Genomic DNA, 22,036 nt, shown 5'->3' with positions numbered 1-22,036 from the left:
GAAGCGTTGACATCTAGACGGCTATTCTAAATGATTTGCAAGTAACTTTCACCCTAAAAGGCAAGGTTTTCACCATTTTCTCGATGAATGTGATCTAAAACGATGTACTTTTAATTTTACGCTTTAATAATTGAGCCGTATTCAAGTCAGCCAGTATTCAGTACAGCTCACATATAGTGCAATTCTGTGCAAATTTCTTTGGATATTATGCAAGTATCTAGTGACACTAACCCTACTCTTCAAGCTACCGACTCTTTCGACCTACAAGAACAACACAATGATAAGTGGCGTTTTCAGCAACAATACCTTGAGATTAAAACCCAATTTGAGCAAGCGCAATCACTCGTAGCGAAACCTAAATCAGTCCAACAATATCAAGTCGTATTTTTACCCTCTAATCCATTTCTGATCCGGCACTTTGCCGATCCTTCAACACCTACCCCCTGCTTTCCTAAGTATTCCGATTCTACATCTATAAAGTCTAAATATGCATTAGCTCAAATTAATCAGAAATTGATGCGACTGGAAGGCGAATACCAAAATCTATTCGGGATAAAAGACCAAATTCCCATTGAAAAAGTAAAGGATAAAGCGGCTGAACTCGCCCAACGCTATTTTATGGTAAGTAAAGAGTACAGTGACTATTTAAATAATCACCCAGAGGTCACTCAGTGGCTAAAATCGATGCCCAAAACTGAATTCAATAGTCAATCTGAATTCGGGCTCTATGTACTTCATACCCATATTTGCTATGGACTGTTCAGCAAAGTACTCTTTCTTGAGCATGAGTTTAATGTGGGCAATGAAATAAGAATTTGTTTTATTTGTTTATACTGTTCGTCTCATCTAGAAAGCGTTGAGCTAGCGAATGATAGAGAGAAGTTAATCTATCAGGGACTAGGGCAATTCACAGCTATTGCATGGCTAAAATTTCAATTTGATATGATTTCGATCCTTCATGGATCTCTCACCGTGAATTTAATCCCACAACAAAAGACTGATGGAACAATGCCTACCAATCTAGATGCGGGCGCTGTTTATCGTACAATTCACCAATTTATGATTCAACAACCCCCCCTTATAAGGGAGAGTTATAAAAAGTTACTTCAAGATAGGCCGACAATTGCCCCACTTTTAATGGAAGATCTAGAGGAAGTAAAAGACTACGTTGCAACACATACTTCTTTAACTTTGATGTTCCAACATTTTCAACAGCACCGACTCAAACACGAACTCCCACAAAATCAGATACTATTCATTCAAGACTGCTTATGGTTCATGTACTTTTTTTCAGAGACTAGTCAAAGTATTCCAGTACTTCATGCGTTATGCCGGCAACCCGTCGAAACCCAATACCAACTTGAGATTCTTTTTTCGGGGCTTGCTCAGCACATTGAATCCCTAAGTAAACAACGACATTGGCCTCAACAACACAAACAACTCGCTGCCACCATTCATCATTTGAAACAAAAAGTCATGACAGGACCAGCCCCAAGATATTCGAGTTTGGTACGGCTTCGTACTCACTTCACAACGTTGTGTGAAGCTCATCCTCAATTCAGCAAAAAAGACAAATTACTCACACTTCATGAACCTGAACTAAAGCCATTAAAGCGGCAAAAGAAACCTTTTCCAGAAACCCCGACTGATGTAGCACCAAAAACAAAATCACTGGAATTTAGGTCTGACACAGCCCTACAACATTTACTAAAAACCATTGCTATTTTCGAGAAAAAAGTAACCTTCAAGGAGAAAGAAATAACGGAAGAGCTCACGAAGCTTGGTAAGCACGACCCACTATATATAAGAAGTCATCAAGCCACACTTAACAAATCCAAAAAGAGCACGGATTCCGATCATGTAAAGTGGTATATGGAACACCTAGATACTCATCCATTTGCGCGTTTTGTTCTAACTGAGCCTCACATAAAGGTTCAAGCTGCTCAGCAAAAAGTATTAACTAAATACATGAAGAGTCACTTGGTATTTTTACAAACACGATTCCAAGTGTTATTGGCAGAATACAATCCAGCTAAGAACCCAGCAGAATTAGTTCACCTCAGTACGCAATTGTATAACGACCACGTTTCCCCGCTCGCCCCCATGGAGTTAGCTCAAAAGCGGCAAGAGTTACTCAGTCACCTAAAGCAACGTAATCATCATTTAACGCAGCTTATTCAAACCCAGTTAATGGTTGCTCACTGCAATACTTTTGTGAGTAACCCCAAGGAAACAGATGATGAAATTTTTGTTGTAGGTGCTGAGCAATATATTCAAGCCGTACAACAAAGGCTCAGTGCCTTTGAACTACTTTCAGCAGCCAAGCTGAAAGTAACGGATAAACAATATGCTGCATTTGTCGATGAGTTTGCTCAGCTAGTCTTTCACGGTGAACACTGCCAGCTGAACTATTTAATCTTTGAAGTCTGGCCTAATTCAAAACGATTTAATCCTGAAAATCATCAACAATTATTATTGATGAAAGTGTTGTTCGAACCTGATAATTTTCTAGCTCATTTACAAGCACTGGATGCAATTGAGTACCAGCAATACAGCTTACCTTCTTTAACTTTTCGCCTATGCTTGCTTTTGGCTGAACAGTATCAAGTCCACACTAGCGCCATAAGACAATGTCAGACCTTAGCTGAATTTAAGCAGCATCAACAAAAGTTACATGCCATTGAATTTACAATAAGCGAAGGTTGGCTACATCGCCATATCTACGCCTGTACCGAGACTGAAGCGTTAAACGTCGAAACCAGTAATACATTATTACAACTGATTATCCACTTTCCTCGCTTTGAAGTACTGAGCAAGCAACAACGCATGGAACAAGAGGCACAGAAAAGCCGCGCCTATATAGAGTCGTTACCACCAGCTCAAGTTAAACCAACAGCTGTAGTCAAACCGAAAGTTGCTCAGCAAATAAAAAGAAAGCCAACTTCAGAGTCAGCGACTGATAAAACTCCTACGCCAGAACCAGTAGTAACAGAGGAAGATAAGCTGTTACTTGGCATTGAAAAAATGAGTCAATCAGACCCACAATTGGCCATTGAGCGATTTACAGAAGTATTGACTACACACTCAGGCAATACTCAGTTGTGTATTCGTGCTCGAATTGGAAAGGCAAATGCTGCCATGCAGCAACTTAATCCGGTGTTAGATATATTACTTGATTTTTATGAAAATACGCTCAAATTTAATGAAGGTTTTCGTCAAGCATTAAATGATCATGAACTTGACCCAGACACAAAAATTGTCCATCCGACGCCTAAGTTATTCACCTATATGGTTAATCATTGCATATCTAAAATGCCTACATTAGCCAATCAATTACTTGAAGGAGTTAGACAAGCTCAACTGCATGTAGCCGATATTGATGCAGTCCCTTCCGATATCACCCTAGAGCCTAAAAGCCTAGATTTCTGCCGCCATGAAATTCAACTAATGGAACATAAAATTGTTAAATGCCTACAGCTACTCCAAGAATTTGAAACGCTTCAACAGCTACGAAAAGAATTTAACGTAAAATTAAGGGCTTACCATCAAACAAACCCAGGTAAAGATAAAGGTAAAACAGTAGGTGATATCCAAAAAACAACGCAAAAATATGAAGTATTTTCTAAAAAAGTCCAAGAAATGCGGCAATCGTTTTCAGAATTACAACACACTTGCCAAGTCATGAAAGGGAACACTGAACAAAAGGCATAATTTATCTACAGTAGGCAACTACCACCTAACCATTCGATACAGCGGAACATCAAGTGGATTTTTCGCAGGGTCTTTTAACAACAGCCTCACTTGACTCTGATATTCCGGTTTAATGTTATTCTCCACCCAATATCGAATATTTTCAGCACATTGTCGGGTAGCATTGCCCGGCTCAAGTATTCCTCGGTAGGTCAGCCGATGAAAATAATCTATGTGCTCTCGCTTATCAAAAGGTACTTGTATTGGTCTGTTTCTGTGACAGGTAGATTCCATCATTGATAATAATAAAGCATACTCATCGGTAGCCTTGTTCATTTTTTTCATTCGACTTTTATCTTGAGGCTCTAATGATTTCAAGTCTCGACTTAAAACCAGCTTTTTTGTTGTATAACCCAGAGTGTAATTCCTATCGAGATTTTGATTTTTATAGACCTTAGGGTGTACATGAGCATCTTTTAATAAATCAAACGTTGTCACGCTATCCAAATCAATCAGCACAACAGGTTCACCGTCATTAGCTATCACAAAGTTATCTGGCTTTATATCGCCAAAATAAATACCACGATGATGAGCCTCCATCATTTGCCGACAAAAAGGTTCAAACTGAGAAACAGATAGCTTTTTGTGTTTTGCAATGACATCCCTAAACACTTCTTTACCACCATCTGGTGCTAGTACAGTATTTCGATCGATGATGACGCATGGGCAAATCGACTTATAAGGACTAAGAAGTCTTAACACATAACGATTAAGTCTTATTTCAGCATCGGTAAATATCCTTTTTCCCTTAAGAATAACCAATTGAATCGTTTGCCCATCTCTATTATCGACAAATTTTCGACCACCCATAATAGGAATCACACTTTCATCCTGAGGATTATCATCAAAATCTGATTTTTCCCAACTTGTTGGTCTTGCAACGGGCTTAAACATATCTAATGGATCTTCAAATTTACTTTGCTCTGGGGTTTGTTCTGTTTTTGGTACTAGATGTTTCTTCAAGCGAGTGTCGGCAGGTAACGAGGTTCTTTTGTAGTATCTATCTCTTTTTTTTCTTGGGGGCGTTTTCCCTTCCGTTTTGGTGTGTGACTCTAAATGATCATACATTTCATTAGGCTTTAACCACCCAAGCATGGCTGCACCTATAATGCTTCGGTTATGTTCATCCTGTTTAGTCCAAAAGTACTCCAGCGGCTTAAACCATGTTCGCCAGCCAAAATCTTCACGTTGTATTTTTTTTAATCGCCACAAGCCTTCAACATGTTTATCTTCTGTAAAGTAAACGCTATATATCTTCTTGCCATTGGTAACAGTGAACTTACCAGCCTCTTCTGTTTTTATGATTCCATATTCACCAATCGGAGTGGTTCTAAATAATCGCTCCATGAATAAAGGCACCTTTACAATTAGCCATCCTTTATCCATAAGATTAGTCAAACAATCAACAAGCTTCCCGTTAACTCATCTGTTCACTTTATCTATATAGAATTTACATTTGCTTCAAAACCGCGAGTAAGGGAAAATATGCGCAAAATCTTCTGCCATAAACCAAAAATATGGCAGTACCCCCACACAAATGCAGCAGGAGAGAGCATGTCTTCCCGTAAAGAACTCGCTAACGCTATTCGTGTCCTGAGTATGGATGCGGTTCAAAAAGCAAAATCTGGTCACCCAGGCGCACCGCTTGGTATGGCTGATATTGCGGAAGTGCTTTGGAATGATTTTCTAAAACATAATCCAAGCAATCCAAACTGGGTAGACAGAGACCGTTTTATCCTTTCGAACGGTCATGGTTCAATGTTGATTTACTCATTACTTCACCTAAGTGGCTATGAGTTACCAATGTCTGAACTACAACAGTTCCGTCAGCTTCACTCTAAAACCCCTGGTCATCCTGAGTATGGCTACACGCCAGGTGTTGAAACCACTACAGGTCCTCTAGGCGCTGGTATCAGTAACGCTGTTGGTATGGCCATTGCCGAGAAAACACTAGCGGCACAATTCAACCGTGACGGTCTTGATGTAGTTGACCACTACACTTACTGCTTCTTAGGTGATGGCTGCATGATGGAAGGTATTTCACATGAAGCTTGTTCACTAGCGGGTACATTAAAGCTAGGTAAGTTAATCGCATTTTGGGATGACAACGGCATCTCAATCGACGGTGAAGTTGAAGGTTGGTTTACTGATGATACTTCTAAGCGTTTTGATTCTTATGGCTGGCACGTAATTTCAAACGTTGATGGTCACGATCCAGAAGCGATCCGCAAAGCAATCGAGGAAGCGAAGTCTGTGACTGACAAGCCAACCATGATTTGCTGTAAAACCGTTATTGGTTATGGCTCTCCAAACAAGTCTGGTTCTCACGACTGTCATGGCGCACCACTGGGTGATGAAGAAATCGCAGCTGCACGTGAATTCCTAGGTTGGGAAGCCGCGCCATTTGAAATTCCAGCTAATGTTTACCTAGGTTGGGACGCTAAAGAAGCGGGCAGCCAAAACGAACAAGCTTGGAATGCAAAATTTGACGCGTATAAAGCCGCACACCCTGAACTTGCCGCTGAATTTGAGCGCCGCGTGATCAAAGGCGAACTGCCTGCTGACTTTGAAGCTAAAGCTCAAGCTTACATTCAAGAGTGTCAAGACAAAGGCGAGTCTATCGCTTCACGTAAAGCGTCACAAAACGCTATTGGTGCATTTGGTGCACTACTACCAGAATTAATGGGCGGCTCAGCTGACCTTGCAGGTTCTAACCTAACGCTTTGGTCTGGTTCTAAAGGTATTCAAGAACATGCTGATGGTAACTACATCTTCTACGGTGTACGTGAATTCGGTATGGGCGGCATCATGAACGGTCTGTCTCTGCACGGCGGTTTCATCAACTATGGTGCAACTTTCTTAATGTTCATGGAGTACATGCGTAATGCCACTCGTATGTCTGCGCTAATGGGCATTCAAAACATTTTTGTTTATACCCATGACTCGATTGGTCAAGGTGAAGACGGTCCAACCCACCAGCCAGTTGAGCAAATCGCTAACTTGCGTATGACCCCAAGAATGGCAGTATGGCGTCCATGTGATGCGACTGAAACTGCAGTTGCTTGGAAAGCCGCGATTGAGCGTCAAGACGCACCGACATCATTGATCTTCAGCCGCCAAGGTCTGCCAGCGCAAGCACGTAGTGCTGAGCAAGTAGCTGATATCGCTAAAGGTGGTTACATCATCAAAGATTCTGAGCAAACGCCAGAAATCATTTTGATTGCGACAGGCTCTGAAGTACAACTGGCATTAGATGCAGCTGCTGAGCTAACGGCTCAAGGTAAGCAAGTTCGAGTGGTTTCTATGCCATCTACGACTGAGTTTGATAAGCAATCGGCTGAATACAAAGAGCACGTTCTTCCAGCTGCTATCACTAAACGCGTAGCAATTGAAGCAGCTCACACTGACTTCTGGTACAAGTACGTTGGCATGAATGGTGGCGTTGTTGGTATGCAGACCTTTGGTGAATCTGCACCGGGCGGCACACTGATGAAGCACTTTGGCTTCACTGTGGAAAACGTAGTGAACACGGTAGATTCTTTGAACTAACAATCAGTCATTGAGAAAGTAAAGGCGCATTTTATTTGCGCCTTTACTTTTACACCTTTCAGAATGCAGTCAAATTTACGACATTGATTGCAACACCTTAGATAAGTTAGAGCAAAGATTGCTTCTACTACCATCCGATGTCCTAACCATATGAACAAAATCTCTAGCTTCTTTTTCAGGGGTATCGGAAGCTTCTATCTTATTACGAATACTGGCAAGAACTTTATTGGTTGCATCTAGATTACTTCCGGAACCCATCACCTCTCTCCAAAGCGCTGAAGGAATGAGTTTAGAGCGCATGGCTCCCATAATCCATTGCTTATCAAGCTGAAGTACTAAAGTAACATTCTGCAAGTCTTGATCAAATGCATCTAGAATGGACTGTTTAGGAGATGACTCTAAATCAATATCAACTGCTGCCATGGCTTGTGTCATCCTAACAATCGGAGCCCTACGCTTAGGTATGAAGCCAACCCCAGTGAGCTGAATGAGTGTTTCCATAAGCTCATGTTTATCAAATAAGTTCAAACTCTGAATTTTTGACCTCATAGAACTAATAAAGTTAGTACGCAAAGTTGGATCAAAGTCCTCGCCGCTGCGTAAGATGCCAGAATTCAAGAAAGCATGAAATACAGTAGCCTGCGCTTCTTCCATTGGAATTCTCTTTTCAGTGGCGATTGTTTGGTAGATAAACGCAAGTAAGGATTTTAATGACTTTGAATTGCCGTTCATTTGAACGTAAAGATCAGTCACCCTCCTAGCGATAATATAAGAGGTCGCTAATTCTGGAGTTAATCCTCCGCCGAATGCGTCATTATTTTGCTCGATGAATTCCTGTAACTCTTCTTCACTCGGCTGCAAAAAATAACCAGAAATAGGCTCTACAAGTGGTTGAATGACATCACTCACGTCATCACAAGACAAGCAATTACCAATGGTAGCTGGTAATAATACTGTCGCCACTATTATTTGAAGGTGTGAAATTTGTGCAGAGACATCAATTTGCTCCGTTTGCATAACAGGTACTTTCGAAGCAATCCTCTCTAATTTAGTAGCACATGTCGCTAGTACATTTGACATGGATGGGTCATGAGAAGGTAGACCTTGTTGTTTCATAGCCTCTTCCGAGTGTTTTAGAGCATAAAAAACATAGCGTTTAACAGAAGCTGGGTCAGCCCCTGTTTCCTCTACTAATATAGAAACAATGCCTGTAAATACCTCATCCACAGGAGAACTTTCATTCAAGCCTTTAAAAAAGAACGTATACAGTTTCTTTGTGATTTGTTTTTGTTGAGGCAAATCATTTAGCCTCTCTCCCGGCGAAGAAGAGAAGTTTCGTAAAAGTACTATTGAGTACAACCAAGGCAAATAATCCCAGGACTTCCCTTTAGTTTTTAGATATGCTTGTAATTCGTTAATTTGCTCTCGAAGTGATACTTCTAGTGCTTCGGCGTTAATTTGCCACTGGGCTAAAGGGGCTTGAGTACTTGAGTGAGTATGTTGCCTAATTGTTTTGTCAGTCTTCAAAGCAGAAAGTTTAGGTCGTCCACTTCTGGACGCACTCACCTGATAATTTGGGCCATGCGGCGAGTGAAACTCTGGCTGTGGCTGACTTGAACCAGCACTGCTTGCTGATAACCCAGACCATTGACTTGCACTTGACGCACTGCTCGCCATACTGCTGTCTGTACTCATTAGATTATTCCTCACGCTGTAATGTAAAACGCCAACTTTACCTAAGCGGCTATAAAATAGACATCAAACTGAATTAAACTTTCTTCATTTAACTTTTTTCATCTGATTGAATTATGAGAAAACTTTGAGTCAAAAGTCATTGAACGCTATAATCCAGCTTCTTTTTTTGATCATTGCCTCCACGGTAATTTGAGTGCAATTGGTCTGCTTTGAATCACAAAGGAAAGCTGATTTGAAAACCCGTGTCGCTATCAATGGTTATGGCCGAATTGGTCGCTCTATTCTTCGTGCTCTTTACGAATCTGACAAACACCAACACATCGAAATTGTCGCCATTAACGAACTTGCCAATACCGATGCTATTGTTCACCTCACCAAATACGACACCACTCACGGTCGCTTTCAAGGCAATGTTAGCCAACAGCAAAACACTCTGATCATCAATAACGATAATATCCAGTTACTGCAAGAGTCCGATCCCAGTAAATTACCTTGGAAAGATCTCGATATTGATGTTGTATTTGAGGCAACAGGTCAGCTCAAAACCCGTGAAGAGTGTGAAATTCACTTAAAGGCGGGAGCTAAGCAGGTATTGATCAGTCACCCATCAACCCCAGATGTCGATGCCACCATTGTTTTTGGTGTGAATGAACAGCAACTTAAAAATACAGATAAAGTGGTTTCCAACGCTTCATGCACCACCAACTGTTTAGTCCCTGTGATTGATTTACTCGATAAAGAATTTGACGTTAAAAGTGGCGCAATCACCACCATTCATTCCGCGATGCACGATCAACCGGTTATTGATGCTTATCACGATGACTTACGCCGAACTCGTGCGGCTGGACAATCGATTATTCCTGTCGACACAAAGCTAGCCCGTGGTATCGAGCGCATTTTGCCGCACCTCAAAGACAAATTTGAGGCGATTTCTGTACGAGTTCCCACCATCAATGTGACCGCAATTGACTTATCGGTCACAGTTGCGAAACGTGTCGATATTGCAAGCGTAAATAATGTTTTAGAATCGGCAGCATTAGGACATTTCTCTGCCGTGCTGGGTTATACCGATGAGCCACTTGTTTCTTGTGATTTCAATCACGATCCTCGCTCTAGTATTGTCGACGGCACCCAAACTCGTGTCAGTGACGGTCATTTGATCAAGTTGCTACTTTGGTGTGATAACGAGTGGGGCTTTGCTAACCGTATGCTTGATACCACGCTTGTCATGGCAAAGGCGCAGAAGAACTGCTAACAGAATAACTGCTTAAATAGGAAAAACTTATGACAATCATTCGTATGTCAGATCTTGATCTTCAAGGTAAACGCGTACTTATTCGTGAAGATCTTAACGTGCCAGTTGCCGATGGCAAAGTGACCAGTGATGCTCGCTTACGTGCAGCACTTCCTACCATCAAGCTTGCCCTTGAAAAAGGCGCGGCGGTTATGGTGATGTCTCACCTTGGCCGTCCAATCGAAGGCGAGTTCAACGCTGAGTTTTCTTTAAAACCTGTGGTTGATTACCTAAACGATGCACTAGATCGCAATGTAACCTTAGCTTCTGACTACCTTGACGGTGTTGAAGCCAATGCAGGTGAAGTCGTTGTATTCGAAAACGTACGTTTCAACGTAGGTGAGAAAAAGAACGAAGAAGCACTAAGCAAAAAACTTGCAGCACTGTGCGATGTCTATGTAATGGATGCATTTGGTACGGCTCACCGCGCTCAAGCATCGACTCATGGTGTTGGTCAACACGCTCCTATCGCGTGTGCAGGTCCTCTGCTTGTTGGTGAACTAGAAGCACTGGGTAAAGCATTAGATAACCCTGCTCGCCCTATGGTTGCAATTGTTGGTGGCTCTAAAGTGTCAACCAAGCTGACAGTACTTGAAAGCCTATCAACTAAAGTTGACCAACTTGTGGTTGGTGGTGGTATCGCTAACACCTTTATTGCCGCAGCGGGCAATGGTGTAGGTAAATCACTGTATGAAGCAGACTTAATGGAAGAGGCGACTCGCCTTGTGAATAACGCGCAAAGCCGTGGCGGTGATATTCCTGTCCCAACGGATGTTATTACAGGTAAAGAATTCAGCCCAACCGCAGAAGCCACATTAAAACCAGTAGCGGACGTTGCTGAAGATGATATGATCTTCGACATTGGTCCAGACAGCGCAGAAGCATTGGCTGAGATTTTGAAAAATGCGGGTACCATCGTTTGGAACGGTCCTGTTGGCGTATTCGAGTTCGATCAATTTGGTGAAGGCACTAAGCGCATTGCCCAAGCGATTGCCGAATCTGATGCATTCTCAATTGCAGGTGGCGGTGACACTCTAGCGGCCGTTGATAAATACGATATTGCTGACAAAGTATCTTACATTTCAACCGGTGGCGGTGCTTTCTTAGAATTCCTAGAAGGCAAAAAACTTCCAGCGGTAGAAATGCTAGAAGCGCGCGGTAAATAATATCGCATAGCGGCTCCCGTTCTTACTTTCCAGTAAGGTCGGGAGTTCAAGTAAAGCCGCTGACTTTAATTGATTAAACAGCCAATCAGCAGAATAAGAATAAAATGCAGACTCAAGAAGAAACTGCAATTTGCCAAAAGGCAGAAAAAAGAATTTAAAAGACATCAATTACCCATGCTAATCAGTATGGTGCCCTAACAATGGAGCAATCTCATGGCACTTATCTCATTAAGACAAATGCTAGATCACGCAGCAGAACACAACTACGGTGTTCCAGCGTTCAACGTAAACAACCTAGAACAAATGCGCGCTATTATGCAGGCAGCGGAAGCCACTGACAGCCCTGTGATTGTGCAAGCTTCTGCGGGTGCACGTAAATATGCTCGCCCTCAGTTCTTAAAATATTTGATGAATGCCGCGCTTGAGCAATACCCTGATATCCCAGTGTGTATTCACCAAGACCACGGTACTCACCCTGACGTTTGTCAGCGCTCCATCCAATTAGGTATGTCATCAGTAATGATGGACGGTTCACTCATGGCTGATGGTAAAACCCCAGCAAGCTATGAATACAACGTAGACGTAACGCGTAAAACCGTTGCTTTTGCTCACGCATGTGGTGTGTCGGTAGAAGGTGAAATCGGCTGTCTAGGTAGCTTAGAAACGGGTCAAGCGGGTGAAGAAGACGGTATTGGTGCTGAAGGCATTTTAAGTATGGATCAAATGCTGACTACGCCTGATGAAGCGGCTCGTTTTGTTGCTGACACTCACGTAGATGCATTGGCGATTGCGATTGGTACCAGCCACGGTGCTTATAAGTTCACTAAAAAGCCTACGGGTGATGTGCTACGTATCGACCGCATCAAAGAAATCCACGCACGCATTCCAAACACTCACTTGGTGATGCACGGTTCATCTTCTGTACCACAAGAGTGGCTAGAAGTGATCAACCAATACGGCGGTGAGATCCCTGAAACTTATGGTGTTCCAGTTGAGGAAATCGTTGAAGGCATCAAGCACGGTGTACGTAAAGTTAACATCGATACGGATTTACGTTTGGCTTCTACTGGTGCGGTACGTAAGTTCCTTGCTGAAAACCCAAGCGAATTTGACCCACGTAAATTCTTAAAAGCATCTATGGAAGCGATGGCTCAAATCTGTGTTGACCGTTACGAAGCGTTCGGTTGTGCGGGCATGGCATCGAAAATCAAGCCAAAATCATTACAAGCCATGTACAAGTCTTACCAAGCGGGTGAGCTTGATCCAAAGATCAATCTTTAATTAAGCACTGCTTACTCTATCCAAAAGCCTGCATCATGCAGGCTTTTTTGTTAACAAAATTTAACCTCTCAACTGATCACCCTTGTATAAAATTTATTTAGAAATACAACTTTAACGTGATCACTCTTAGATTTTTCAGATATATGATTCGTGCTGATCACCTAAAATAGAAGTGGAACATCATCATGGCATCAGCATATCAACCAACGACTCTGACAGGTTCAGGATGGACGATCAACTTTGAAAAAATAGATATCTCTAAGCTTGCCGAACTTTCAAATGGTGAGCAAGTTTCTCTTGAGCTCCAGCATGAAAGTGGTAAAACCTGTCAATACGACTTAAATGTTGTATCACCGCACTTGGTTACCGTGTATTTCCACGATAGAAATGAATCTCCAGACAATGCACCATCAACTCAGACTGTTAAAGATGCAGTTTTGTCGTTACAAAAAGATCAAAACAGTCTAATCGTCGAATGTGGCTCTGACGATTATCCGGCAGATTTTGCTCAGAAAATACACTTACTACCGATTAAAACAGCAGCTTCACATCTAGTAAGACTTTACCAAAGGCAATCAACCTGCCCAGACTTAAACAAAAAAAAGGCAATAGAAAATATTGAAGATGTATGTAAAACACTTTTTGAACTGGATGCGACAAAGGCTGAGACAGTTTTTTTGTTGTTTGCAGAGCAAGTCGGTAATGATTATTTTGGCTACACCAAAGATCATAAAGCAGCATGGGAGCTGGGACTCAAACAGCTAGAACAGCACCCCCAATTACAAACGCAATCCTCAACCCAAGCTGAGGCCACAAATGCCTTACCACAACCTTTTAGAAAAATCGTTTCTGATATCACGAAGAGTACAGACCGTGAAAAAGTAAAACAACTCAAACAGAAATTTATAACGCAATGTACTTTACTAGCCAAAAAAGAACTCTCAGAACAAAGAACTATTAGCCCTTATTTACAAAACAAACTTCGAGAAGCACTCTGCGCTATTATTGCTCATGAGGTCACTCTCCACAGTTTAAAGAGTGCGAGGTTTCATTTTAATGTCCCAATCCAAATTCAATTTCAAGCCAAACAAACGATAAAAGCCCAAGTTAGTGAGTTTGAGAAAGCCGATATACTTGAACTCCACCGTTGCATTGTTCCAAGACTTCGAGTAAGTAGCTCGGAAGCCGTATTTCATCGTTTGAATTTCCTCCCATCTTCTACTGACTCTGAGTTAAGTGAATTCACTCACCTCTTTAATTCTGCAGTGTTAATCGAAGTTTTCGGTATAGAGCTTAGGTCTACAGCATTATTAGAATCTGACCTAGAAGAGCTGACAAAATCACGAGGTAAAACGGCGACGGCGATCGAAAATACGAGAAGCAACACAGAAGAAAGTATCATCCTCGCTAAGTTAAATTTTAAACAAGCAAAAATAAAAGCAATGACATCACTTAAAGCCAAAACACTCGAACAATTAAGAAGCTCACCGTCTGGTACCAGCTTTGATGACATGGCCCATAAAGTTAGGACTCAAGTTGTTACAAATCTAAAAAAACACATTTAATACCCGATATTTCTCAATATTAGAGAAGGTTCCAAATTAAATTTTTAATTTACTGACATGCACAACGGTGATTACCTCTTTTTAACACGAGCATTCGGCAAACAAATTTACCATTTGCTATTTTTGATTTGGCTCACAGTCGTTAAACTATGCAATTAGATTAAACTAATATCGCTACGCAGCCGTCAAAATATGAATACCCTTAGACTCCAAGCCCGTTTTTATAAACTGCGCTCTAACAAAGCCTTTGAGCTTTTTGTGATCAGCGTCATTATTCTCTCTGCCATGATGATTGGTGTAAAAACCTATGAGCTCCCAGTTCAGGTTGAAGGTGCCATTCGAGTATTAGATTTTGCCATCACCCTATTCTTCCTTTGCGAAATTAGCGTCAGGTTTATAGGTGAAAAACGCAAACTCAAGTTTTTCAAATCGGCTTGGAACGTCTTTGATACCGCCATTGTCATTTTGAGCTTAGTGCCAATTGAAAACAGTGAAATGGCGATGATCGGTCGTTTGATCCGTGTATTCCGAGTTCTGAGAATGGTATCAATCATCCCAGAATTACGTATGCTACTGAACTCACTACTTAAGGCTTTACCACAACTGGGTTATATCGGCCTGCTGATGTTCATCATTTTCTACATTTACGCAGCCATTGGCACGACATTTTTTGCCACAATTAACCCTGCGCTGTGGGACAATATTTCCATCAGTATGCTGACTTTATTCCGTGTCATGACCTTTGAAGATTGGACGGATGTGATGTATGAAACCATGGCTCACTATCCGTTAAGCTGGATTTACTATTTAAGCTTCATCTTCTTAACGGCATTCGCGTTCTTAAATATGATCATTGGTATTGTGGTCAATGTACTGGAAGACGAGCGTCAAAAGATTACAGCTTTAAAAGCCAAAAAAGAAGCACAATCACAACCAAGCTTAACGGACTTACAAGAACAGCTTGATGAGATTAAAGCCTTAATAAGCAAACAACAAAAGTAGAGCATAAGCCCATTCTGAAAATGGGCTTAATTTTTTAGTGAAATAAAGTCAAATTTAACTGTTAACATTGACAAATATCATTGAAAAACTACTCTATGCAGATCTTGCGCACACTTTGGATAATTGACTCTATGAAATACATCATCGGTTCTTTGTTTATTTTGCTACCTTGCAGTGCCTTTGCTGATAGCAATTGGGTACCTGGTCCAGCTACTTTTGGCGGCACGACTGAATTTGGTGGCACTCTTACTACAGGTAACACCAAAACCTCGTCGATTAAAGGTAAGGTTGACCTTAAACATGAACTTGGCAACTGGGAAAATGAATACATTCTCGAAGGCCTATATAAGAAAGATGAATCCGATGGTGAGAGTAAAACTACCGCATCCCGTTACCAAATAGGTGCCCAAGGTAACTATCGCTTTGACGAAGATAATTACGTCTTTGCCAATGGTACCTATGAAGATGATAGATTTAGGGGTTTTGACTTTCGAATCTCAACCGCTGGCGGTTATGGTCATAAGTTCTTTGATGAAGGCGGCGACCTTCTAAAGGCTGAGTTTGGTCCTGGTTATGTTTACACCAGACCTTTAGATAAAGACACGGATACAGCAGATAAAAAGAATAACAATAACTTAGTACTGCATGTTAATGCCGAATACCAAAAGAAAATCAGTGAAAGCGCCACCTTCTCGCAAAAAGTAACTGCTGACTGGGGTACACGTTTAGATGCCGTTTCAGAATCGGCGTTGAGCACCAAAGTGATTGGCGCATTAGCGATGAAGTTTGGAGTAACGATTCGTTACACAAGTAAGCCTTTAGATAATAAAAAAAGTACAGATACAGAAACTACTCTGACTTTATTGTACTCTTTCTAAATTTTCCCTTAATGATCAAAAAAGGAAGCAATTGCTTCCTTTTTTAATATTATTAATACCAATTACAGCAAGCTTGCCAGCTTCTTAGCTAATTCAGTATTGTCTTGCGAACCAATAAAACTCTGATATCCTTGGCCAGTAGCAAATACTTGCACATCCACAGCAGTATGGCTTCCCGTCGTCCAGCCAGTATTACTGCGAACATCAATCAAATGCTTAATTGCCGTAGTGAAGGCATCGTCATCCTTTTTCCGCGCATTTTTTAGTTCAATCCACTCTTTCTTTTTGGGTTCAAAACCAAGCTGAGTAACCAGTTGTGATTTCCAGCTCTTAATATCTTTAAGCTCAGCAACTATGCGATCGGGGGATGCTTTGACGTTTCGAAGTACCTCTGGATACCAAGCTTTGGTACCATTTGCCCCCACAGTAAGACCACCTGTTGAGTGATCAGCTGTCACCACCAATAAGGTATCTGGGTTTTGTTTTACAAACTGCTCAGCTACTTTTATTGAACGAGCAAACTCATCCATTTCCCCCATAGCTGTTACAATGTCGTTATTATGACCAGCCCAATCAATCAACGAACCTTCAACTAACAACACAAAACCTTTATTATCTTGAGACAAAAGATCTAAGGCTTTTTGCGTCATACGACTGAGTTCATGGGCTTTAGGTTCATTCACCACCCAAGGCAATTGAACTTCAGCAAACAAGCCTAAAACTTTGCCTGATTTGATTTCATTAAGCTTGTTGATGTTATTTAGATATTGGTAGCCTTTACGTTTAAATTTACTAACCAATTCTTTTGAAAAGTATTTTTGCCCGCCACCTAAAATCACATCAGCATCTGAATCCAAATATTCTCTTGCTATCTCAACATAATTACGACGATATTCATTGTGGGCTAAAAAACTCGCTGGAGTGGCATGATTAACTTGCGAAGTCACTGCAACGCCCGTTGCCTTACCTTTTGCTTTCGCTTTTTCAAATAAGGTTTCAACTGAGTACTTATGTTCATCTACCCCAACCGCGCCATTATAGGTTTTTACTCCAGTCGCCATCGCGGTAGCGGCAGCCGCTGAGTCTGTAATGTAACCATCAACCTTAGCTGGAGAAGTTCGAGACATACCGACCAATATCCTGTCGAAAACCGTCGTTTCGATTTCTTTGGTAGCAGGATCATCCTTATAAAAACGATAAGCTGTAGTGTAGGCTGGGCCCATGCCATCGCCAATCATAAAAATGATGTTTTTAGGTTTCTCTGCCGCTTGCCCTACAAGTGGCAAGCATAAACTTAGCGCAATAAGAGTAGATTTAATTTTCATTAAGAGATCTCTAATTCTTTTTTAATTTTTGCTCAATGGCCTCGTACATCATACCTGTAATATCCACATCATAAGCCGCTTCAATCTGAACAATACAGGTTGGGCAAGTTACATTGATTTCAGTTAATTTGTCGCCAATCACATCAATGCCAACAAACAGCAATCCGCGCTTTTTAAGTTCAGGGCCTAAGGTATTGGCAATCTTCCAATCTGATTCAGATAGTGGCTGAGCAACACCTCGTCCACCAGCAGCCAAATTACCACGTGTTTCGCCTTTAGCAGGAATACGTGCTAATGAATATGGCACAGGCTCACCATCCACAATCAGAATCCGCTTGTCACCTTCAGTGATTTCAGGAATATATGCCTGAGCCATCGCATAAGTTTGACCATGATTGGTCAAGGTTTCGGTGATCACACCAAGGTTTGGATCGCCTGCTTTCACTCTAAAAATAGAAGCACCACCCATGCCATCCAGTGGCTTCATGATCAAATCACCTTCTTGATCATGAAACGCTTTAATTCGAGCTGCATCACGGGTCACAATCGTCTTTGGTGTAAACTCACTGAACCAAGCAGTAAAGAGCTTTTCATTTGCATCACGCAGACTTTGTGGCTTGTTGACAACAAGTACCCCTTCCATTTCAGCGCGCTCAAGCATGTAAGTCGCGTAAATAAACTCAGTATCAAATGGCGGCTCTTTACGCATTAAGATCACATCAAGATCGGCAAGAGGAGCTTCGACCGCAGCCCCTAATTCATACCACTTATCATCATTTTGCTCCACCGACAGCGGAAACATACGAGCGACCGCTTTGCCATTTTCTAAGGCTAAATGTTGCATTTCCATATAAAACAGCTGATAACCACGCGCTTGCGCCGCTAACAACATTGCAAAGCTAGAATCTTTTTTAATGTTAATGTCTTGGATGGGATCCATCACGATGCCGAGTTTGATCATTGGTATATCCTTGTTGGCATCCAACGGCATGACCGCTGGGAGAATAATGAGGTTTTATTACAATTTGATGTTACAAATCGCCAAATTTAAGCTGAAGTGCGCTAATTACCGTTAATGCCGCTGTTTCAGTTCTAAGTACGCGTGGACCAAGCAAAATATCAGTGAATTGATACTGCTCTGTCATTGCAATTTCTGTGGCAGACAAACCGCCTTCAGGTCCAATTAATAGACGCACTTTTTTATCATTTAATTTCAAACCGCTGATGCCATGGCTCGCTCTTGGATGCAGATTGAGTTTAACCGCATTTGATTGCTCAGCACACCAAGCTTCGAGTGATATCGCTGGTCGAACTTGTGGCACAACACTTCTTCCTGATTGCTCACAAGCACTAATGACTATCTTCTGCCACTGCTGAATTTTCTTTTCTAATCGCTCACCACTAAGCTTGACTCCACAACGTTCTGAAAACAGTGGAGTAATCGTATTCACGCCAAGCTCTACTGATTTTTGTAAAGTAAAATCCATTCGATCGCCGCGAGAGATCACCTGCCCCAAATGAATATTTAAGGGCGATTCAGAATCATTTTCCGTTTTTGATTGAACGGTAACCGTGACATTTTTTTTATTTGCTGCAGTAATCTGGCACAAATAGTCGTTACCATCACCATTAAATAATGCAATTGATTCGCCTTCTCCCATGCGTAATACACGACCAATATGGGCTGCACCATCTTCATCTAATGGGGTTTGCTGCCCAACGACCAAGTCACTAGGCTGATAAATTCTTGGAATTCTCATTCTACTTTAATTCTTAACTTTATATACTCGTGATACTTGAAGACGCAACTTTCAGGGCTTGTTCAGCGTTGCATTATTCGAGGCGTGAAAGTGCAGAACTAGCGGGCTAATTCAAGCTTTCACAACAAAGAAGAATCAATGCTGAAAAGCCCACGAAGTGCGAGTTTAATTGCCATTTATACTGCATTACTTACCCTTGAAATAGAAACGAAGTAACGACAGTATTGTATGTCGGTAATAGCTATTACTGCGGGTAAGTGCCTTGCCTAAATGGCAATTAATTCTCGCTGAAATCCTGCATCTTCAGGTATCACGAGTATAACAATACTTTGCTACAAAGGGGTTATGGTTGCCTTGTTTCTTGGCAATGAGTGTATCTCGTTGACACTCAAATCGAGTCACAGGATAACTGGTATTCCATGCCTGAAACAACCTTAACTGTTGTTTGGCAAGGCGAAAGCCATACTGCTTTTGCATATACAGATAAGTACGAGCAATCTGCCCGCGAGTTTCTGATGGCGGTTGGACTTTTCTGCCCTTAAAATCTACCAGCATTTGGCATTGCCCATATTGATTCGGGCGACCATTCCATTGACTGAATCGGTAATTATTACGATCACCATTTACTTCACCAATGGCAGGCACAAGGTTATGTAAATCCGATTCCATCACTTTAAATTCAGCACTATTTCGCTTACAGTTTTTACGCCCACCATTTTGCCAGCACTGCAATTGATGCCCCATTTCCCAAGCTGGAACAATATGCTCCCACTCTATACGGCTTGCACGTCGCTGTTGTTTTCGAACCTGATAACCGCAGGAAGATAAATTAGGCGACCACTTTTTACCTTTAATTTGAATATCACAACCACAGTAAAAGCTCTGTTGAACCGGTAAGGCTTGATACACCTGCCGAGCCATTTTTTTTGCTTGATTAAAACTCGAGGGATGCTTGGGAGTGGCTTGAGCATTGATAGTTAGAAATAGCCCACATAAAAACAGACTACTTAAGAGTTTTCGATACCACATCTACAACAATAACCAGATGACTACAGGTAAAATAATGGTAGAGCTAAATCAATGTAATGTGAAGCCGTCTACAAAACCCATTAAGAGCGAAATGAATTGTAAGATATTTGACTTATAACAAGTTTATAAAAGTAAAGTTTTTTATACTGTACGGTTGCTCAATTACCAACCAAGTTAAATTATATTTAAAAGTTTGATAATACACCTCCTACCTCTTTTAATTACGTTATATCTCTGTAAAATGATGCGCGCGCTAGTTAAAAAAATGACGCAATAATTAAATAAAATAATGGGGTTGATAATATGAAGCATTTAAATCTATTGGCATTCTCGCCACCTAATCCTCTATCCACTCGTGTAACTAGCAGTTAAATCTATTTGCAGGACGTGTTGATTTTTCAAGATTAAATCGAGTACTTAAGCATTAAAGACTATATGCACTGTTTATTTTGACAGGGGTGTCGTGCGTTTCGATACAAACAAGGTAACAACAGTTTCCATGACTGTAACACCTCACGATGCGAAGTCTGCTTACTTAAGATACGCCAGGTTTTTACTTTAAATCACATCGCGAAAAATCAGCACGCCCTTAAATACACATTTAATTGTGAGTTTTTTCATCAGTTTTAAACTGTCAAATTAGTAATTGGAAGTAACTGTAATGTTAAACAAATCAACAACTGCAATCGCTATCGCCGCGATGCTTAGTGCTGGTTCTGCGAGCGCTGTAATTCTTCACGGTGATAAAAATGGAGATCACGTTCGCTTGTTTGGTGAAGTCGGCGTAGGTGGTCACTTTGCTACTAATGCAAAATACAACCATGACGAATTTTTTGATACCAAAGGTTATGTCGATGATAGCTTCGCTACTTTAGGTGTTACAGGTAAGCGTCAACAATTTACTTATCGTCTTGAGCTAGATTACCAACGTCGTAACTGGCTAGGTGGAGACGGTGAGTTTGAACTTGCTATCGACAAAATGTATGTCGGTTATAACATCACCGATCAACAGTGGGTAGAGTTTGGTTTAACCGACACCGCATTCGATGATTACGATCACTTCGGTGACTTCACGTTCAACAAAGCCGTTGAAACAGGTGAAGCGGGTGACCAAGAGAACACCGTAAAATATCAAGCTAAATTCGAAAACCTAATCGCTGGTGCTTCATACTCTTATGACGGTGAGCACAAGAGTGGCAAGCTGCAAGGTGACATCATCAATGGTTATGTTGGTTGGATGTCAGACACCATATCTGTTGTTATTGGTTTAGAAACTCGTGGCGGCTCAGACGGTATCTCTAAATACGGTAAGCAAAAACAAATCGGTTTAGGTGCTCGCTATAAAGCGATGTCAAATTTATCATTTGGTGTCAATGCCTTCTTAGAAGATGAAGACTTATCAACTCGTAAGAGCGGCAAGGTTTTCCTAGATTATCAAACATTCCGCAACAAAGGTCTTACGGTCAGCGCTAAGTATGATCTGAATGACCGTTGGGAAATCATCAGCTCTGTAAATCACGAAGAGTATGAAGGCTGGGATTTGATCAGCCCGAACTATGACTATACGAAACTGCCTCCACAGCACGGTAAAGACCGCCGCTGGGCAAGCTTAGGTTTCAACTTCCGTCCTGCAAAAGACATCGTATTGTCTGTAGAAGGTCGAGCAGGTGAAGCGCCTGAAGCCGCTTACGCTTATGCGCGTATGTATTTCTAATCCGAATCTAACCGAATTTTTATAGAGT

Annotated in this window: 15 protein-coding genes; 9 read left to right on the top strand and 6 right to left on the bottom strand. The window is 41.4% G+C overall.

What is annotated here, in order from left to right:
- Positions 1 to 186 precede the first annotated feature (186 nt).
- Positions 187 to 3,711 carry a hypothetical protein gene (locus E2H97_RS02835; protein ID WP_133405726.1) on the top strand — a complete coding sequence of 1,175 codons (3,525 nt, stop codon included), beginning with the start codon at positions 187 to 189 and terminating at the stop codon, positions 3,709 to 3,711.
- Positions 3,712 to 3,729: 18 nt separating this feature from the next.
- On the opposite strand, the gene E2H97_RS02830 is transcribed toward E2H97_RS02835, so the two are convergent.
- Complete coding sequence (locus E2H97_RS02830) at positions 3,730 to 5,097, bottom strand: serine/threonine-protein kinase (protein ID WP_133405725.1); 1,368 nt, start codon at positions 5,095 to 5,097, stop codon at positions 3,730 to 3,732.
- A 207-nt stretch (positions 5,098 to 5,304) separates the two neighbouring features.
- Here E2H97_RS02830 and tkt point away from each other — a divergent pair, with 207 nt between their 5' ends.
- Positions 5,305 to 7,299: a transketolase gene (tkt, locus tag E2H97_RS02825; RefSeq protein ID WP_133405724.1), complete on the top strand. Its 1,995-nt coding sequence runs from the start codon at positions 5,305 to 5,307 to the stop codon at positions 7,297 to 7,299.
- Positions 7,300 to 7,374: 75 nt separating this feature from the next.
- Here tkt and E2H97_RS02820 read toward each other — a convergent pair whose 3' ends face one another.
- A complete protein-coding gene (locus E2H97_RS02820; protein ID WP_133405723.1) occupies positions 7,375 to 8,994 on the bottom strand; it encodes a hypothetical protein in 1,620 nt (539 codons plus the stop codon).
- A 232-nt stretch (positions 8,995 to 9,226) separates the two neighbouring features.
- Between E2H97_RS02820 and epd the strand changes: the two genes are divergently transcribed.
- The 6 genes from epd (at position 9,227) to E2H97_RS02790 (ending at position 16,180) form a co-directional block, all read left to right on the top strand.
- Positions 9,227 to 10,249, top strand: a complete 1,023-nt coding sequence (epd, locus tag E2H97_RS02815; RefSeq protein WP_133405722.1) for an erythrose-4-phosphate dehydrogenase — start codon at positions 9,227 to 9,229, stop codon at positions 10,247 to 10,249.
- A 29-nt stretch (positions 10,250 to 10,278) separates the two neighbouring features.
- Entirely contained in the window at positions 10,279 to 11,454 is a 1,176-nt protein-coding gene (locus E2H97_RS02810) for a phosphoglycerate kinase (RefSeq protein ID WP_133405721.1), read from the top strand.
- Between the two features lie 213 nt (positions 11,455 to 11,667).
- On the top strand, positions 11,668 to 12,735 hold the full coding sequence (fba, locus tag E2H97_RS02805) for a class II fructose-bisphosphate aldolase (protein ID WP_133405720.1): 1,068 nt from the start codon (positions 11,668 to 11,670) through the stop codon (positions 12,733 to 12,735).
- A gap of 185 nt (positions 12,736 to 12,920) precedes the next feature.
- Positions 12,921 to 14,300 carry a hypothetical protein gene (locus E2H97_RS02800; RefSeq protein ID WP_133405719.1) on the top strand — a complete coding sequence of 460 codons (1,380 nt, stop codon included), beginning with the start codon at positions 12,921 to 12,923 and terminating at the stop codon, positions 14,298 to 14,300.
- Between the two features lie 192 nt (positions 14,301 to 14,492).
- Positions 14,493 to 15,302, top strand: coding sequence for an ion transporter (locus E2H97_RS02795; RefSeq protein WP_133405718.1), 810 nt, complete (start codon positions 14,493 to 14,495; stop codon positions 15,300 to 15,302).
- A 131-nt stretch (positions 15,303 to 15,433) separates the two neighbouring features.
- Positions 15,434 to 16,180: a DUF481 domain-containing protein gene (locus tag E2H97_RS02790; RefSeq protein ID WP_133405717.1), complete on the top strand. Its 747-nt coding sequence runs from the start codon at positions 15,434 to 15,436 to the stop codon at positions 16,178 to 16,180.
- A gap of 62 nt (positions 16,181 to 16,242) precedes the next feature.
- On the opposite strand, the gene E2H97_RS02785 is transcribed toward E2H97_RS02790, so the two are convergent.
- From E2H97_RS02785 to E2H97_RS02770, 4 genes are all read right to left on the bottom strand, one after another.
- The gene (locus E2H97_RS02785) at positions 16,243 to 17,505 is read right to left on the bottom strand and encodes an alkaline phosphatase (RefSeq protein ID WP_133405716.1); all 1,263 of its coding nucleotides are present in this window, start codon (positions 17,503 to 17,505) and stop codon (positions 16,243 to 16,245) included.
- Positions 17,506 to 17,515: 10 nt separating this feature from the next.
- Positions 17,516 to 18,466, bottom strand: a complete 951-nt coding sequence (gene gshB / locus E2H97_RS02780) for a glutathione synthase (protein WP_133405715.1) — start codon at positions 18,464 to 18,466, stop codon at positions 17,516 to 17,518.
- A 70-nt stretch (positions 18,467 to 18,536) separates the two neighbouring features.
- Positions 18,537 to 19,265 carry a 16S rRNA (uracil(1498)-N(3))-methyltransferase gene (gene rsmE, locus E2H97_RS02775; protein ID WP_133405714.1) on the bottom strand — a complete coding sequence of 243 codons (729 nt, stop codon included), beginning with the start codon at positions 19,263 to 19,265 and terminating at the stop codon, positions 18,537 to 18,539.
- Positions 19,266 to 19,568: 303 nt separating this feature from the next.
- Positions 19,569 to 20,294 (bottom strand): endonuclease, encoded by a 726-nt coding sequence (locus tag E2H97_RS02770; protein ID WP_133405713.1) that lies wholly within the window; start codon positions 20,292 to 20,294, stop codon positions 19,569 to 19,571.
- 661 nt (positions 20,295 to 20,955) lie between these two features.
- Here E2H97_RS02770 and E2H97_RS02765 point away from each other — a divergent pair.
- Positions 20,956 to 22,008, top strand: coding sequence for a TonB-dependent receptor (locus tag E2H97_RS02765; protein WP_133405712.1), 1,053 nt, complete (start codon positions 20,956 to 20,958; stop codon positions 22,006 to 22,008).
- Positions 22,009 to 22,036 lie beyond the last annotated feature (28 nt).

Source organism: Parashewanella tropica, from assembly GCF_004358445.1.
GTDB classification, from domain to species: Bacteria; Pseudomonadota; Gammaproteobacteria; order Enterobacterales; family Shewanellaceae; genus Parashewanella; species Parashewanella tropica.
Note: the sequence above shows the minus strand (reverse complement) of the source record. Positions and strands in the feature narration are given on the sequence as shown.